Below are 14716 nucleotides of genomic sequence, written 5' to 3'. Positions count from 1 at the left end.
GCACCGCCCCCATATGGGGATCGGCTGCCAGCCACCTATTTCCAGAATCCCGCTGAACAACGTACTGGGTTTACACAGTTAGTCGACTGCTGGTCGACGGCTCTTCCAGCCGCTGGCAAAACCCCGCGCTGCGCGCGATAGTCGACTAACAGTCGACTCTACCCGGCCCATGTCCTACCCGGCCCAGGTCCGGCCTGTTTCCGCGATCGGTGTCGGCAATCAGTGTGCCGCCCTCACGGCACCGCGAACCCGGCCTGGCGCAGCAACCCGCACAGCGCGATCAGCGGCAGGCCGATCAACGCGGTCGGGTCGCGGTTGTCGATCGCTTCGAACAGGCTGATGCCCAGGCCCTCGCACTTGAAGCTGCCGGCACAATCCAGCGGCTGTTCGGCGGCCACGTAGCGGGCGATCTCCTCCTGGCCCAGCGTGCGGAAACGGACTTCGGTCAGATCCACGGCGCTGAACGATTCTCCATCTCGCGTGAGACTGATGGCAGTATGGAAGCGCACCGTCTGCCCGGACATCGCTGCCAGCTGTGCGCAGGCCGCCCCGGCCGTGCCCGGCTTGCCCAGCGGTCGCCCGTTCAGGTCCGCCACCTGGTCCGAGCCGATTACCCAGACGCCGGGGTAGCGGGCGGCGACCTCGGCCGCCTTGGCCGTGGCCAGGCGCGTGGCCAGGGCCAGCGGCGTCTCAGCGTTCAACGGGGTTTCATCCACCTCCGGGCGGGCGCAGTCGAAGGGCAGGCCCAGGCGCTGCAGCAACTCGCGGCGGTAGCGGGAGGTAGAGGCCAGGACCAGTGACATGCGACAATTCCAAGGCAGGGCGCGGCAGTCTGGCCCGTGCGCAGCGCCAGCAGCAAGTCCTGTATGGCGGGCATTTGACAGCAGCCCCCCCGATCCTTAGTATTCAGCGGCTTATGTCCGCGAACGTGCCCGAATCGCTGGATGCTTGGCGGATGGTCGTAGCGCGCAGGCGCTTCGACGGCCAGGTCTCCCTGGCTGAATTGACCCGCCTGCAGGGGCTGGTCGCAGATACCGACGGCGAGTGTTCCTACTCGCTTGAATTCGGTCGCGACGAAGTCCTGCGGGTATCCTATGTGGAACTGACCATCGACACCGCGTTGCCGCTGACCTGTCAGCGCAGCATGCAGCGATTCCTGTTGCCGGTGAAGGTGACCCAGAGGCTTGGCCTGATCCGCGACGAGGACGAGGAATCGTCCCTGCCGGAGGAATACGAGGCGTTGCTGGTGCCGGAGGATGGCCAGCTGAAGCCGCTGGATCTGGTCGAGGACGAATTGGTGCTGGCAGTGCCGGTGGTACCGCTGTCGCCCGACGGTGAAGCAGTCGACAAGGACTGGGCGCCGAGCGAAGAAGAAACAAAGAAAGCCAATCCGTTCGCGGCGTTGGCGGCGTTGAAGAAACAATAGCAGCCGGATTGTCGTCGGCGGCTGCGGCGAAAGCGAAAGTGTGCTGGGCGCTGGCGTCCTGCGCGACGATACGACGAAGCAAAACGAACCGAGTTTGGAGCAATCCCATGGCTGTGCAGAAATCCCGTGTTACCCCGTCCCGCCGCGGCCAGCGCCGTTCGCATGACGCCCTGAGCGCCAAGCAGCTGTCGACCGACCCGACCACCGGCGAAGTGCACCTGCGTCACCACATCACTGCTGACGGTTTCTACCGCGGCAAGAAGGTCATCCAGACCAAGACCTCGGCCGTCGAAGAAGATTGATGTGCCGGGAAGGCCGCTGCCCCCGGGCAGCGGCCTTTGCCTTCTTTCCCGGGCGTGCCGGTGATCGGCGGCCCGCGCAACAGGAAACATGATGAGCAAGCGGATCTATTCGAGGATCGCGGGCACCGGTAGCTATTTGCCGGAAAAAGTCCTGACCAACGCCGACCTGGAAAAAATGGTCGAAACCTCGGATGAGTGGATCCAGTCGCGCACCGGAATTCGTGAACGGCACATCGCGGCCGAAGGCGAAACCACCAGCGACCTCGGCTACCAGGCCGCGCTGCGCGCACTTGAAGCGGCCGGTATCGACGCTTCGCAGCTCGACATGATCGTGGTTGGTACGACCACGCCTGACCTCATTTTCCCCTCCACCGCGTGCCTGATCCAGGCCAAGCTCGGTGTTGCGGGGTGCCCTGCCTTTGACGTCAACGCCGCCTGCTCGGGCTTCGTGTTCGCGTTGGGCGTGGCCGACAAGTTCATCCGTTCCGGCGACTGCAAGCATGTGCTGGTGATCGGCACCGAAACGCTGACCCGCATGGTCGACTGGAACGATCGCACCACCTGCGTGCTGTTCGGCGATGGCGCCGGCGCTGTCGTGCTCAAGGCCGACGAAGAGACCGGCATCCTCAGTACCCACCTGCATGCCGACGGCAGCAAGAAGGAACTGCTGTGGAACCCGGTGGGCGTATCGACCGGCTTCAAGGACGGCGCCAACGGTGGTGGCACCATCAACATGAAGGGCAACGACGTGTTCAAGTACGCCGTCAAGGCGCTGGACTCGGTCGTGGACGAGACCCTGGCCGCCAATGGCCTGGACAAGTCCGACCTGGATTGGCTGATTCCGCACCAGGCCAACCTGCGCATCATCGAAGCCACCGCCAAGCGCCTGGACATGTCGATGGACCAGGTGGTGGTGACTGTCGACAAGCATGGCAACACCTCGTCCGGTTCGGTGCCGCTGGCGCTGGACGCTGCGGTGCGTTCGGGCCGCGTCGAGCGTGGCCAGCTGCTGCTGCTGGAAGCCTTCGGCGGCGGCTTCACGTGGGGTTCGGCCCTGCTGCGCTATTGATAGTGCAAGTTACGACAATGTGAAGCTTGTCGTTACGGCCCCTCTGGGGCCGTAACGCGTTTATAGGAGTACCTGTCATGGTTGAGCCCATCGTCATCGAAGGGCAGCGCGCCTGGCTGAAGCAGTACGGCAAGGGAAGCCGCGCACTGGCCCTGGGCCTGCTCAATTTCGTTGCCCGCCGTTTCCATCTCGATGCCCTGCGCCCACCGCCGCACCGGGGTGGTGACGCCGCGCGCGAAACCGAAGCCCGTCGCCTTGGGGAACTGCAGGCGCAGGGCGTGAACGTGCCCGGCGTGCTGGGCAGCGGCCATGCCGCACTGGTGATCGGCGACAACGGCAGTTCGTTCAATACCTGCCTGCGCCAGGCCGACGAGGCCGGTCGCGACCGGCTGGTGATGGCGGCGATGCAGGCCATCGCCGAAGCGCACGCGCGCGGCGCCTATTTTGGCCAGCCGTTGCCGCGCAACCTCACCTGGGATGGCCAGAAGGTGGGCTTCATCGACTTCGAGGAAGATCCGCTGGAAGTGATGGATCTGTGCGAAGCGCAGGCCCGCGACTGGCTGATGTTCGGTTACGGCGTGGCCAAGTACTACGCCGACCGCCCCGAGCAGCTGCAGACGATGATGGCCGAAGCGATGGGCGATGCCCAGGCGCCGGTGCGCGAGCATGTGCATGCGGTCAGCGGCCGCCTGCGCAGCCTGGCCCGGGTGTGCATGAAACTGGGCCGCTCAGCGCGCGCGCTGGCCCATTCGATCTTCATCGCCCACGGCGCCAGTACGGCGGGCGTGCTGATGCTGGTGGGCCTGTGCGTGGATTTCCTCGCCGACGGCGACCTGGACGTGCTGCAGCTGTTCTGCTGATGGCTGGCTCGCGCTGCGGTAGAGTCGACTGTTGGTCGACCTCCGCGCGCAGCGCGGGTTTTCAGGGGCTGATCGTGGGGCAGTCGACTAACAGTCGACTCTACCTGGGCGGGGACACCGCACCGGATGCCGGGATGTCCCGCGGCTGCGCTCCATACGCCTGCATACGCGCACGTACAGACGACACAGCGGATTCGCCCTTATCATGGCCCGCTTCGATTGCAACAAGCGGATGACCGCGTGACCGTATCCACCCTCGCTTTTGTCTTCCCCGGCCAGGGCTCGCAGTCTGTGGGCATGGTGGCCGAGCTGGCCGAACTGCACCCGCAGGTGCGTGAAGCCTTCACCGAGGCATCCGATGGTGCCGGCGTCGACCTGTGGGCGCTGTCCCAGGGTGGCCCGGAGGAAATGCTCAACCGTACCGAATACACCCAGCCGGCCCTGCTGGCCGCAAGCATCGGCGTGTGGCGCGCCTGGAACGCCGTGGGCGGTCCGCGCCCGTCGGTGCTGGCCGGCCACAGCCTGGGCGAATACACCGCGCTGGTTGCCGCTGGCGCGCTGAGCCTGCACGACGGCGCGCACCTGGTGCGCCTGCGCGGCCAGCTGATGCAGGAAGCCGCACCGGCCGGTGTCGGCGCCATGGCCGCCGTGCTGGGCGCCGAAGACCAGCTGGTGCTGGACGTCTGCGCCGAAGCCGCAGGCAGCCAGGTGGTGGTGCCGGCCAACTTCAATTCGCCGGGCCAGATCGTCATCGGTGGCGACGCCGACGCGGTCGACCGCGCGCTGGCGCTGCTGGCGGAGAAGGGCGTGCGCAAGGCCGTAAAGTTGGCCGTGAGCGTGCCCTCGCACACCCCGCTGATGCGCGAAGCCGCCAACCGCCTGGCCGAAGTGATGGCCGGCTTGTCCTGGCAGGCGCCGCAGCTGCCGGTGGTGCAGAACGTCGATGCCAAGGTGCATGACGGTATCGACGCGATCCGTACCGCGCTGGTGCAGCAGCTGTACCAGCCGGTGCAGTGGACCGGTTGCGTGCAGGCGCTGGCCGGCCGTGGCATCACCCAGATCGCCGAGTGCGGCCCGGGCAAGGTGCTGACTGGCCTGGTCAAGCGCATCGACAAGGCCATCGACGGCCGTTCGCTGGCCACCCCGGGCGACTTCGAAGCCGCCCGCGAGGCATGGTCGGCCTGACTCCCCCTGTTCCTGCCGACCGTACCGGTGGCCGCTGCACGCGGCACGGGTGCGGCGGCCGCCCCAGCCTGAGGAAAACATCATGAGCAAGCCCCTGCAGGGTGAAATCGCACTGGTCACCGGTGCCAGCCGTGGCATTGGTGCCGCCATCGCCGATCTGCTGGCCGCCCAGGGCGCCACCGTCATCGGCACCGCCACCACCGAATCCGGCGCTGCCGCGATCGGCGAGCGCCTGGCCGCCCACGGCGGTCACGGCCGTGCGCTGAACGTCACCGACGCTGCCGCGCTGGACAGCGTGCTGGACGGCATCGCCAAGGAATTCGGCCCGATCTCTATCCTGGTCAACAATGCCGGCATCACCCGCGACAACCTGCTGATGCGCATGAAGGACGAGGACTGGGCGTCGATCATCGACACCAACCTGACCAGCGTGTTCCGCACCAGCAAGGCGGTGATGCGCGGCATGATGAAGGCGCGCAAGGGCCGCATCATCAACATCGCATCGGTGGTGGGCGTGACCGGCAATGCCGGCCAGGCCAACTACGCGGCCGCCAAGGCCGGCATCATCGGCTTCAGCAAGTCGCTGGCCAAGGAAATCGGTTCGCGCGGTGTCACCGTCAATGTGGTCGCTCCCGGCTTCATCGACACCGACATGACCAAGGCGTTGCCGGAAGAAGCGCGCACCGCGCTGATCAACGACATCGCCCTCGAACGCCTGGGTTCGCCGGAGGACATCGCCCATGCGGTGGCCTTCCTGGCCAGCCCGGCTGCCGGTTACATCACCGGCGAAACCCTCCATGTGAACGGTGGCATGTACATGCCGTAAGCAAGGGGCGCAGGGATTGCGCCGCAAGTGGTTGATCTGCTGAGGTTTTTGCTGCGATGCAAGGCCGCGCCGGTTTCCACTACACTATCCCACGGCCATCGCCTTTGATGGCGACCACTTTTGAACCACAACTCCATCTGGAGCGAGATCCCATGAGCACCATCGAAGAACGCGTCAAGAAAATCGTCGTCGAACAGCTTGGCGTCAAGGAAGAAGAAGTCACCAACAGCGCATCGTTCGTCGATGACCTGGGCGCTGACTCGCTGGACACCGTCGAGCTGGTGATGGCCCTGGAAGAAGAATTCGAGTGCGAGATCCCGGACGAAGAAGCCGAGAAGATCAGCACCGTGCAGGCCGCCATCGACTACGTCAAGGCCCACGTCAAGGCCTGATGTCAGACGGCAGTGCGCGTGCGGGTCATCCTCGCCGCGCACCGCACCCCATGGGGCCGCTGTTGCGGCCCCGTGTGTTTGAGCATCACATCGAAGCAAACCGAGTTGCCCGTAGAATCCATCCGGGTCAGGAGAAACAGCAATGAAGCGTCGCGTCGTCGTAACCGGCCTGGGTATCGTCTCGCCGTTGGGCAATGATCTGGCCAGCAGCTGGGAAGGCATCACCCACGGTCGTTCGGGCATCGGTCCGCTGACCAACGTTGCTGATGCCTACGTGGATCGGTTCACCACCAAGATTGCAGGTGAGGTCAAGGGATTTGACATCACCGCCGACAATGAACTGTTCGGCAAGTTCCGGGTCAGCGGCAAGGATGCCAAGAAGATGGACCCGTTCATCCATTATGGCCTCGGTGCCTCGTTCATGGCCCTGCACGATTCGGGCCTGGAGATCACCGACGCCAACGCCGAGCGCATCGGCGCCATCGTCGGCGCCGGCATCGGTGGCCTGCTCGGCATCGAAGAGCAGACCATCGAGTTCCACGAGGGCAAGAAGATCTCGCCCTTCTACGTGCCCAAGACCATCATCAACATGCTGCCGGGCCAGCTGAGCATCATCACCGGCCTGAAGGGCCCGTCGTTCTCGGCGGTGTCGGCGTGCGCGACCTCGAACCATTCGATCGGTACCGCGATGCGCATGATCCAGTACGGCGATGCCGACGTGATGGTGGTCGGTGGTGCCGAGCGTGGCTCGTCGCCGACCGCGCTGGGCGGCTTCTGCGCGATGAAGGCCATGAGCACCCGCAACGACGCCCCGGAACAGGCCTCGCGCCCGTGGGACAAGGACCGTGATGGCTTCGTGCTGGGCGACGGCGCCGGCATCCTGATCCTGGAAGAGTACGAGCACGCCAAGGCACGCGGCGCGAAGATCTACTGCGAACTGGCCGGTTTCGGTGCCAGCTCCGACGCGTACCACATGACCGCCCCGAGCGAGAACGGCGAAGGCGCCGCGCGCTGCATGGTCATGGCCATGAAGGACGCCGGCGTGACCCCGGAACAGGTGGGTTACCTCAACGCGCACGGCACCTCCACGCCGCTGGGCGACCTGGGCGAGACCATGGCGATGAAGACCGCCTTCGGCGACCACGCCTACAAGATGATGGTCAGCTCCACCAAGTCGATGACCGGCCACCTGCTGGGTGCCGCCGGCGGCGTGGAAGCGATCTTCTCGGTGATGGCACTGCAGGACAACATCATTCCGCCGACCATCAACCTGCAGCAGCCGGGCGAAGGTTGCGACCTGGACTACGTGCCCAACGAAGCACGTCAGGCCAAGGTGGACGTGGTGATGTCCAATGGCTTCGGCTTCGGCGGTACCAACGGCACGCTGATCTTCAAGCGCGTCTGACCGGCATCGTCGCGACGCGACCCACCGGCAATCCGACAAACGGATCAATGCCGTGCACCACGGAGCCGCCGCAAGGCGGCTTCCGTGCATCTGAACCTCCGAACTGGCCGCCATGACCCACGCACCGCTGATCCACCCGCTGTCGCATCCGATCGACCTGCTGGCCCTGCAGCAGCACGATCCGGCACGCTTCCCGCTGCTGATGGAATCCACCGCCTCAGGCACCGCCCAGGGCCGCTGGAGCCTGCTGCTGGCCGCACAAGGCGATGTCCTGCGGTTGGATGCCGACGGCCGGGTGCGCGACCAGCACGACGCCGTGCAGCCCGGCACGTTCCTGCAGGCGCTGGATCGCGCGTGGCAGGCCGAACGCCTGCCACATGACGGCAGCCACAGCCTGCCGTTCCGCGGCGGCTGGGCGTTGATGCTGGATTACGAAGTGGCCAGCCAGATCGAACCGGTGCTGCCGGCGCGCGCGCGCGCGGACGGCCGCCCGACCGCGCTGGCGCTGCGCTGCCCGGCTGCGGTACTGCACGACCACCAGAACGACGCCAGCTTCGTCATCGCCGAAGCGGGTGAACAGCTATTGCTGGATGCGCTGGTCGCACTGGCCTCGGCGGCGTTGCCCGAGGCCGGGCAGGGCTGGCAGCCGCCGCAGTCGGTGGGCGAGGACGCGCCGCAGCGCTTCACCGACGGCGTGCGCCGGGTGATCGAGTACCTGCGTGCCGGCGACGTGTTCCAGGTGAACCTGTCGCGGCGCTGGAGCGCGCAGTTCGCTGCGCCCGTCAACCCGCAGGCGCTGTATGCGCAGCTGCGCCGTGCCAACCCGGCGCCGTTTGCCGGCCTGTTCAGCGCGCACGGCCGCCACGTGGTCAGTTCCTCGCCGGAGCGGCTGGTGTCGGTGCACGCCGGCCATGCGCAGACCCGCCCGATTGCGGGTACACGGCCACGCTTCGAGGGCGACGATGATGCCGCGCGCATCCAGGAACTGGTCGGCCACCCCAAGGAGCGTGCCGAGCACGTGATGCTGATCGACCTGGAGCGCAATGACCTGGGTCGCATCTGCCTGCCGGGCACCGTGGTGGTCGATGAGCTGATGACCGTGGAGAGCTACGCCCACGTGCACCACATCGTCAGCAATGTCAGCGGCCATCTGCGCCCTGAGGTGACACCGGGCGAGGTGATTGCCGCCACCTTCCCTGGCGGCACCATCACCGGCTGCCCGAAGGTGCGCTGCATGCAGATCATCGGCGAGCTGGAGCAGGTGCCGCGCGGTGCCTATACCGGCGCCTTCGGGTGGCTGAACCGCGATGGCGACCTGGACCTGAACATCCTGATCCGCACCGCCGAAGTGGAAGGCCACGAGGTGAGCTTCCGCACCGGCGCCGGCATCGTGGTGGACTCGGACCCGGACAAGGAACTGGACGAGACCCGCGCCAAGGCGCGCGGCCTGCTGCGCGCACTGGGCCAGCAGGGCTGATCGACCGGCCGGCACTACCGGGGCATCTGCCACCCGGTCATGACCCCAATCCACCGGCACGGTATCCTGCACGACGGAATCGAGTTCAGAGGTAGTCCATGGCGGGAGCCAAGCGCGGGTGTCTGTTCGTGGTAACGCTGGTGGTGGTGCTGGCCGCCGTCGTGGCCGGCGTGGGCGCGTGGTTCTTCTACCAGCAGACCCGCTTCGCCGATGCCCCGATCACGCCCACCGCCGAAAGCGTGGTCATCGCCAGCGGCGATGGCATGAACAGCGTGCTGCGCAAGCTGCGCGACGCCGGTGTGGATGAAGGCCAGGACACCCAGTGGCAGCTGCTGGCGCGCCAGCTTGATGCCGCTGGCAAGCTGAAGGTGGGCGAGTACGCGCTCAGTGGCGAGCTGACCCCGCGCGAGCTGCTGCTGCGCATGCGCGCCGGCAAGGTGCTGCAGCACCGCGTCACCATCGTGGAGGGGTGGAACATCCGCCAGCTGCGGGCCGCGCTCAAGCGCGCCGAGCCGCTGCTGCACACCACCGACAATCTTGATGACGCCGCGCTGATGCAGCGCCTCGGCTTCGGTGGCCAGCATCCGGAAGGCCGCTTCCTGCCTGAAACCTACGTCTACCAGCGCGGCGACAGCGACCTGGACGTGCTCAAGCGTGCACATGGCGCGATGGAAAAGGCGCTGGACGAGGCCTGGGAAAGCCGTGCGCCGGACCTGCCGATCAACACGCCCTACGAACTGCTGACGATGGCCTCGATCATCGAGAAGGAAACCGCGCTGGCCAGCGAGCGCCCGCAGATTGCCGGCGTGTTCATGCGCCGCCTGAAAATCGGCATGCGCCTGCAGACCGACCCGACCGTGATCTATGGCATCGGTGCCGCGTATGACGGCAACATCCGCCGCCGCGACCTGACCACCGATACGCCCTACAACACCTACACCCGTGCTGGCCTGACCCCGACGCCGATCGCCATGCCCAGCCGCGATGCGCTGATGGCGGCCGCGCAGCCTGCGCCGGGCGACGCACTGTACTTCGTCGCCGTTGGCGATGGCAGTGGCGCACACGTGTTCTCGCCCAGCCTGGACCAGCACAACGCCGCAGTGGCCCGCTACCTGCAGCAGCTGCGCCAGCAACGTACCAAGGAGACCCCGGCGCAATGAGTCCCGCGCTGCTTCGCCACCCGCGTTTCGTCAGCCTGGAAGGCGGCGAGGGCGCGGGCAAGACCACCGCCATCAATGCCATCCGTGACTGCCTGCGCAGCCACGGCCACGAGGTGGTGCTGACCCGTGAGCCGGGCGGCACCCCCCTGGCCGAGCGCATCCGCGGCCTGGTGCTGAAGCCCGATGCCGAGATTGCCGCCGAACCGCTCAGTGCCGAGGCCGAACTGCTGCTGGTGTTCGCCGCACGCGCGCAGCATGTGCGCCAGGTGATCCAACCGGCACTGCAGCGCGGTGCCTATGTGCTGAGTGATCGCTTCACCGACTCCAGCTACGCCTACCAGGGCGGTGGCCGCGGGCTTGATCCGCAGTGGATTGCCGATCTGGAACGACGCGCGGTCGGCCTGTTGCCCGGCCTGACCCTGCTGCTGGACGTGGATGTGGCGGTAGGCCGCGCGCGCGCCAACGGCCGCGACCTGTGGCCGGATCGCATCGAAAGCGAGCAGGACGATTTCTTCCAGCGCGTGCGTGAAGTGTTCCGCAGCCGCGCGCAGCAGGACCCGCAGCGCTTCGCGCTGATCGACGCCGGCCAAGTACAGGAGCGTGTGGCGGCCGATGTGGTTGCATGCGTCGAGCGTTGGCTGCAGGGCGGGGAGGGCGCATGAGTACGTTCTCGCCGTGGCAGCAGCGCGCGTTCGATCAGACCGTGGCTGCGCTCGATGCCGACCGGCTCGGCCATGGCCTGTTGATCTGCGGCCCGGCCGGGCTGGGCAAGCGTGAGGTGGCGCTGGCATTGGCCGACCACGTGCTGGCGCGCGGTGATGCCGCGCATGCCACGCGCACGCGCCAGCTGATCGCCGCCGGTACCCATCCGGACCTGCAGCTGGTCAGCTTCATTCCGAACAAGAGCGGCGACAAGCTGCGTACCGAGATCGTCATCGAGCAGGTGCGTGAGATCACCGACAAGCTGGCGCTGACCCCGCAGTACGGCGTGGCGCAGGTGGTGATCGTCGACCCGGCCGATGCGATCAACCGCTCGGCCGCCAATGCGCTGCTGAAGACCCTGGAAGAGCCGCAGCCGGGCCGCTACCTGTGGCTGATCAGCAGCGACCCGGCGCGCCTGCCGCAGACCATCCGCAGCCGTTGCCAGCGCCTGGAGTTCAAGCTGCCGCCGCTGCATGAAGCGCTGGCCTGGCTGCAGCAGCAGGGCCATGGCGAGGCGTCGGCGCGCGAAGCGCTGGAGGCTGCGCGCGGGCATCCCGGCCAGGCCGACAACTGGCTGCGCGAGGATGGCCTGAGCCTGCGCCGTGAAGTAGGTCGCGAACTGGAACAGCTGGCTGCCGGCAAGACCGGTGCAGTGGAGCTGGCGCAGAGGTGGTGTGGTGACGACAACGCGGCGTTGCGCCTGCGCTTTGCCGCCGACCTGGCGCTGGCCCAGGCCAGCACCGATGCCTTGACCGCGCCGGAGCGATTGCACAAGCTTGCAGCCTGGTTCGATGCGGCCAACCGCACCCGCGACCTGCTGCGTACCACCGTGCGTGCAGACCTTGCGGTGGTCGAGTTGCTGCTGGCCTGGAACAAGGTGAACGAGCGGCCTGCCGCAAGGGGAAATCGATGAGTGCCAGCAACGCCCGCCAGGGCATCCTGTCCCTGGCCGTGAAGGACAAAGCCGCGCTGTACAGCGCGTACATGCCATTCGTGAAGAATGGCGGCATCTTCGTGCCCACGCCCAAGCGCTATTTCCTGGGCGACGAAGTGTTCCTGCTGCTGACCCTGCCCGATTCCAGCGAGCGCCTGCCGGTGGCCGGCAAGGTGATCTGGGTGACCCCGGCCGGCGCGCAGGGCAACCGCACCGCCGGCATCGGCGTGCAGCTGGCCGAGGGGGCCGAAGGCGAGGGCGTGCGCCACAAGATCGAGACGCTGCTGGCCGGCCTGACCAGTTCTGACAAGCCGACCCATACGATGTAACGGGGCGCGGATTGCCGCCCCGGGTAGCGCCGGCCCATGCGCGGCAGCGGCCCTCGAAACACCCGTGAACACGAATGTGAAAAACTGTTGACGGCCTCTGAAAAGCCCCTATAATGAGCGGCTCAGCAACACACCGGGCGGTTAGCTCAGCGGTAGAGCATTGCCTTCACACGGCAAGGGTCACAGGTTCGATCCCTGTACCGCCCACCATGTTGCAGAACGAAAGAAGCCTCCAGCAATGGGGGCTTTTTTGTTGCCTGACCATCGGCGCGGCTTTCCGGCATCGTGCAGCGTCATCGTTGACAGCGCGACTCACCGGCTCGCGCAACCGCGCGAAGCGCTCGGGGACGCACTTCACCGATGCGGGCAGAGGGTTCCATCCATGTGCTGTTCCGCCGCCCCGGGCAGGCGTAGTCTCAGCCCATTGCCGTGCCCATCCACGCCGGAGTGCCAACATGCCGCTCGCCCGCATCGATCTTCGCAAAGGTAAATCCGCCGACTACCTGCAACGCGTTGGCGAAACCATCTACCAGGCCATGCGCGCGGTGGGCGTGCCGGAAAACGACCGCTTCCAGATCTTCCAGGAACACGAGCCCGGCACGCTGATCTACGACGCCAGCTACCTGGGCGTGGACCGCACCGACGATTTCATCTGCATCCAGATCACCTGGAACGAAGGACGCACGCTGGAGCAGAAGAAGGCGTTGTACGCCGGCATCGCCGAGGGATTGCACGCGGCGGTGGGCATCCGCCGCGAGGATGTGTTCATCAATCTTGTGGAAGTGAAGAAGGAGAACTGGTCGTTCGGGAACGGGGTTGCGCAGTACGTGAGTTGATGCGCGAAAAGCATCCACGCATGGCGTGGATCTACCGAGCTTGGTCGAGGCCGCCGATGTAGATCCACGCCCGCGTGGATTTACACCTCGCTGCCGACCTGCTCGCCTTCGGTGGCCGCGGCACTGCGGGCCGCCTTCACTGCGTCGGCGCTGTTGGGTTGTTCGCACTCGATGCTGGTCACGTAGCCGTCGTGGCTGATGTTGTGCTCGGCACGCTTGACCAGCCACTGCCCGTCCACGCCATCGCGGAAGCCCTGCATCACCACCGTGGCTTCGGCCATCAGCGTCTCGCGGCCGGGCAGGGTGTAGCTCAGCGTACGCGTCTGCCTGGCCTGTTCCTGGTGCTTGGCGCGCGCTGCAGCTTCGGCGGTTTCGCGGTCGGCGTAGGCCATGCGCAGGCGCACGATCGGCTCACCGCTGCCCAGCTTCACTTCCTGGCGCGTGGCACCGCGTACATCGCGGTAATAGGCGATGGTGGTGCCTGTCTTCTCGCGTGAGACGATGCTCACTTTGTAGGCACTGCCATCGGCCGGGGTCAGGGTGACGTCGGGAATGCGCTCACCGCTGGCACTGGTGGATTCACCACGTTTGACGAACATCAGGCGGCCACCGCCCGGCTTGGCGATGGCGTCATGCTGCCTGGCCAGGCGCAGCAGCAGGTTCATGTCCGACTCCTGCGACTGCACCGTCAGCGGCAGCGCGATCGATGCAAGCGATGCGCTTACGGCAGCGCCCATTCCGTGTTCGCCGGCCATGCGTTGCACCATGCCGCCGATCGTGGTGCCCTTCTTCCAGGTGCGCGTCTTCTGCGTCTGCAGATCGTTCTTGCCGCCCTTGCTGGCCTCGAACGGCGCCGCGCGGGCGCGCAGGGTCATGCTGCCGGGGTAGCCGGAAATCTCCACTTCGTCGCAGATGTACAGGCCCATGCGCCGCACGTCACCGTCGTAGCCGATGAAGGCTTCCAGCTCCGCGCCTGCCGGCGGCAGCTGGATCGGATCGGAAGGATCATGGTCGGCCAGTTGCAGTTCCAGCATGTCCGAGGTGTTGTCGGTCTCGTCGGTGATCCGCAGCGACTTGAAGCGCGACCTGATGATGTCGGTGATGTCCTGGTTGTTGGCCACCACGCGGAATGCCGGTGTGATGTTCAGTCCCACAGGGCCACTCCCCTGCGCTCGTTTGCTGGGCGCTGCACATCCGGCAGGGTGATCGCCATGCCCGCGGGCAGTACCGCGCCGCGGGCGGCAAGGCCCGGGTTGGCGTCGAACACCGCGCGCACGATGGCCGGAGATTGTTCGCCATAGTGCGTGTACGCAATGCGGTCGACGACGTCGCCATCGCGGGTGTTATACGTTCGTGCCATCGCTGTGCTTCCGCAGGGAGAGGGTGAATTCGTGCCGTTGGATTCCGGCATCGGCAGTGAAACCGGAGGCGGTGGCGTCGATCTTGTCGATGACCCACAGCCCCAGGTTCCCGCCCTTGCCGGTCAGCAACCGCTGTGGCTTGCCCTGCGCGGCCAGCTTGCGCAGCTGCGAGAGCTCATTGCCGGCACCGCGGAACGCATAGTGGATGACGCCAGGCAGCGTCATGCTGGCCTTGCCGGGCCCGGTGTACTGCAGCGCAGCCATCTGGCCGATGCGTTCCTGCGCTGCCCAGCCATACTCGTTGCTCTGCTGGATGTCCTGGAACACGGCAGTGTTGAGGCTGAACTTGAAGCCGCCCAGCATCAGCAGTACCGGAGCGTTGCCGGAATCGTTGGCTTTGAACTGCGACAGCAGCTTGTCCACTGTGCCGGTTACGAACTCGCGCTTCATGC

The 14716-nt window shown here is 66.3% G+C and carries 18 protein-coding genes and 1 tRNA gene; 15 read left to right on the top strand and 4 right to left on the bottom strand.

Translation table 11 applies throughout. The annotated features are described in order from the left end of the window. Positions 1–233: 233 nt before the first annotated feature. Positions 234–803: a Maf family protein gene (locus D7T59_RS09060; protein ID WP_180853506.1), complete on the bottom strand. Its 570-nt coding sequence runs from the start codon at positions 801–803 to the stop codon at positions 234–236. 113 nt (positions 804–916) lie between these two features. Between D7T59_RS09060 and D7T59_RS09055 the strand changes: the two genes are divergently transcribed. The 15 genes from D7T59_RS09055 to D7T59_RS08985 all read left to right on the top strand — a co-directional run bounded on the left by D7T59_RS09055 (position 917) and on the right by D7T59_RS08985 (position 12903). Further along, complete coding sequence (locus tag D7T59_RS09055; protein ID WP_164082454.1) at positions 917–1426, top strand: YceD family protein; 510 nt, start codon at positions 917–919, stop codon at positions 1424–1426. A gap of 107 nt (positions 1427–1533) precedes the next feature. After that, positions 1534–1728 carry a 50S ribosomal protein L32 gene (gene rpmF / locus D7T59_RS09050; protein WP_005408308.1) on the top strand — a complete coding sequence of 65 codons (195 nt, stop codon included), beginning with the start codon at positions 1534–1536 and terminating at the stop codon, positions 1726–1728. Between the two features lie 91 nt (positions 1729–1819). Then, positions 1820–2797 (top strand): beta-ketoacyl-ACP synthase III, encoded by a 978-nt coding sequence (locus D7T59_RS09045; protein WP_099553840.1) that lies wholly within the window; start codon positions 1820–1822, stop codon positions 2795–2797. A gap of 77 nt (positions 2798–2874) precedes the next feature. Beyond that, positions 2875–3657, top strand: a complete 783-nt coding sequence (locus D7T59_RS09040; protein WP_164136934.1) for a BUD32 family EKC/KEOPS complex subunit — start codon at positions 2875–2877, stop codon at positions 3655–3657. 240 nt (positions 3658–3897) lie between these two features. Further along, positions 3898–4842 carry an ACP S-malonyltransferase gene (fabD, locus tag D7T59_RS09035; RefSeq protein ID WP_180853507.1) on the top strand — a complete coding sequence of 315 codons (945 nt, stop codon included), beginning with the start codon at positions 3898–3900 and terminating at the stop codon, positions 4840–4842. A gap of 82 nt (positions 4843–4924) precedes the next feature. Further along, positions 4925–5668, top strand: coding sequence for a 3-oxoacyl-ACP reductase FabG (gene fabG, locus D7T59_RS09030; protein ID WP_005408312.1), 744 nt, complete (start codon positions 4925–4927; stop codon positions 5666–5668). Between the two features lie 152 nt (positions 5669–5820). Beyond that, positions 5821–6060: an acyl carrier protein gene (gene acpP / locus D7T59_RS09025; protein WP_005408313.1), complete on the top strand. Its 240-nt coding sequence runs from the start codon at positions 5821–5823 to the stop codon at positions 6058–6060. 142 nt (positions 6061–6202) lie between these two features. Then, entirely contained in the window at positions 6203–7465 is a 1263-nt protein-coding gene (gene fabF / locus D7T59_RS09020) for a beta-ketoacyl-ACP synthase II (RefSeq protein WP_008266624.1), read from the top strand. A 112-nt stretch (positions 7466–7577) separates the two neighbouring features. After that, a complete protein-coding gene (locus D7T59_RS09015; protein WP_180853508.1) occupies positions 7578–8942 on the top strand; it encodes an aminodeoxychorismate synthase component I in 1365 nt (454 codons plus the stop codon). 98 nt (positions 8943–9040) lie between these two features. Continuing rightward, complete coding sequence (gene mltG / locus D7T59_RS09010; protein ID WP_164136937.1) at positions 9041–10102, top strand: endolytic transglycosylase MltG; 1062 nt, start codon at positions 9041–9043, stop codon at positions 10100–10102. Beyond that, the gene (gene tmk / locus D7T59_RS09005) at positions 10099–10764 is read left to right on the top strand and encodes a dTMP kinase (protein WP_180851383.1); all 666 of its coding nucleotides are present in this window, start codon (positions 10099–10101) and stop codon (positions 10762–10764) included. The genes mltG and tmk overlap by 4 nt, the downstream gene beginning before the upstream one ends. Further along, complete coding sequence (locus tag D7T59_RS09000) at positions 10761–11717, top strand: DNA polymerase III subunit delta' (RefSeq protein WP_180851384.1); 957 nt, start codon at positions 10761–10763, stop codon at positions 11715–11717. The genes tmk and D7T59_RS09000 overlap by 4 nt, the downstream gene beginning before the upstream one ends. Then, on the top strand, positions 11714–12067 hold the full coding sequence (locus D7T59_RS08995) for a PilZ domain-containing protein (protein WP_111111528.1): 354 nt from the start codon (positions 11714–11716) through the stop codon (positions 12065–12067). The genes D7T59_RS09000 and D7T59_RS08995 overlap by 4 nt, the downstream gene beginning before the upstream one ends. Positions 12068–12202: 135 nt before the next feature. Beyond that, positions 12203–12277, top strand: a tRNA-Val gene (locus D7T59_RS08990). Positions 12278–12522: 245 nt separating this feature from the next. Continuing rightward, complete coding sequence (locus D7T59_RS08985; protein ID WP_106549828.1) at positions 12523–12903, top strand: tautomerase family protein; 381 nt, start codon at positions 12523–12525, stop codon at positions 12901–12903. Between the two features lie 80 nt (positions 12904–12983). On the opposite strand, the gene D7T59_RS08980 is transcribed toward D7T59_RS08985, so the two are convergent. The 3 genes from D7T59_RS08980 to D7T59_RS08970 are packed head-to-tail and all read right to left on the bottom strand — an operon-like array spanning position 12984 to position 14714. Next, the gene (locus D7T59_RS08980; RefSeq protein ID WP_180851385.1) at positions 12984–14057 is read right to left on the bottom strand and encodes a contractile injection system protein, VgrG/Pvc8 family; all 1074 of its coding nucleotides are present in this window, start codon (positions 14055–14057) and stop codon (positions 12984–12986) included. Further along, on the bottom strand, positions 14048–14263 hold the full coding sequence (locus D7T59_RS08975; RefSeq protein ID WP_180851386.1) for a tail protein X: 216 nt from the start codon (positions 14261–14263) through the stop codon (positions 14048–14050). The genes D7T59_RS08980 and D7T59_RS08975 overlap by 10 nt, the downstream gene beginning before the upstream one ends. Continuing rightward, on the bottom strand, positions 14247–14714 hold the full coding sequence (locus D7T59_RS08970; protein WP_049430173.1) for a phage tail protein: 468 nt from the start codon (positions 14712–14714) through the stop codon (positions 14247–14249). The genes D7T59_RS08975 and D7T59_RS08970 overlap by 17 nt, the downstream gene beginning before the upstream one ends. Between the last annotated feature and the right edge of the window lie 2 nt (positions 14715–14716).

It is taken from the genome of Stenotrophomonas maltophilia (assembly GCF_013464915.1).
In the GTDB taxonomy this organism is placed as follows: domain Bacteria; phylum Pseudomonadota; class Gammaproteobacteria; order Xanthomonadales; family Xanthomonadaceae; genus Stenotrophomonas; species Stenotrophomonas maltophilia_AT.
The sequence above is the reverse complement of the archived record's forward strand: the minus strand, read 5'-3'. Positions and strand labels throughout refer to the sequence as shown.

What these genes read in the sequence shown, in the direction of transcription:
- D7T59_RS09060 (WP_180853506.1), bottom strand. Translation starts at nt 803, where the DNA reads ATGTCACTGGTCCTGGCCTCTACCTCCCGCTACCGCCGCGAGTTGCTG.
- D7T59_RS09000 (WP_180851384.1), top strand. Translation starts at nt 10,761, where the DNA reads ATGAGTACGTTCTCGCCGTGGCAGCAGCGCGCGTTCGATCAGACCGTG.
- acpP (WP_005408313.1), top strand. Translation starts at nt 5,821, where the DNA reads ATGAGCACCATCGAAGAACGCGTCAAGAAAATCGTCGTCGAACAGCTT.
- fabG (WP_005408312.1), top strand. Translation starts at nt 4,925, where the DNA reads ATGAGCAAGCCCCTGCAGGGTGAAATCGCACTGGTCACCGGTGCCAGC.
- D7T59_RS08970 (WP_049430173.1), bottom strand. Translation starts at nt 14,714, where the DNA reads ATGAAGCGCGAGTTCGTAACCGGCACAGTGGACAAGCTGCTGTCGCAG.
- tmk (WP_180851383.1), top strand. Translation starts at nt 10,099, where the DNA reads ATGAGTCCCGCGCTGCTTCGCCACCCGCGTTTCGTCAGCCTGGAAGGC.
- D7T59_RS09055 (WP_164082454.1), top strand. Translation starts at nt 917, where the DNA reads ATGTCCGCGAACGTGCCCGAATCGCTGGATGCTTGGCGGATGGTCGTA.
- fabF (WP_008266624.1), top strand. Translation starts at nt 6,203, where the DNA reads ATGAAGCGTCGCGTCGTCGTAACCGGCCTGGGTATCGTCTCGCCGTTG.
- D7T59_RS08995 (WP_111111528.1), top strand. Translation starts at nt 11,714, where the DNA reads ATGAGTGCCAGCAACGCCCGCCAGGGCATCCTGTCCCTGGCCGTGAAG.
- D7T59_RS09045 (WP_099553840.1), top strand. Translation starts at nt 1,820, where the DNA reads ATGAGCAAGCGGATCTATTCGAGGATCGCGGGCACCGGTAGCTATTTG.
- mltG (WP_164136937.1), top strand. Translation starts at nt 9,041, where the DNA reads ATGGCGGGAGCCAAGCGCGGGTGTCTGTTCGTGGTAACGCTGGTGGTG.
- D7T59_RS09040 (WP_164136934.1), top strand. Translation starts at nt 2,875, where the DNA reads ATGGTTGAGCCCATCGTCATCGAAGGGCAGCGCGCCTGGCTGAAGCAG.
- rpmF (WP_005408308.1), top strand. Translation starts at nt 1,534, where the DNA reads ATGGCTGTGCAGAAATCCCGTGTTACCCCGTCCCGCCGCGGCCAGCGC.
- D7T59_RS08975 (WP_180851386.1), bottom strand. Translation starts at nt 14,263, where the DNA reads ATGGCACGAACGTATAACACCCGCGATGGCGACGTCGTCGACCGCATT.
- D7T59_RS08985 (WP_106549828.1), top strand. Translation starts at nt 12,523, where the DNA reads ATGCCGCTCGCCCGCATCGATCTTCGCAAAGGTAAATCCGCCGACTAC.
- D7T59_RS09015 (WP_180853508.1), top strand. Translation starts at nt 7,578, where the DNA reads ATGACCCACGCACCGCTGATCCACCCGCTGTCGCATCCGATCGACCTG.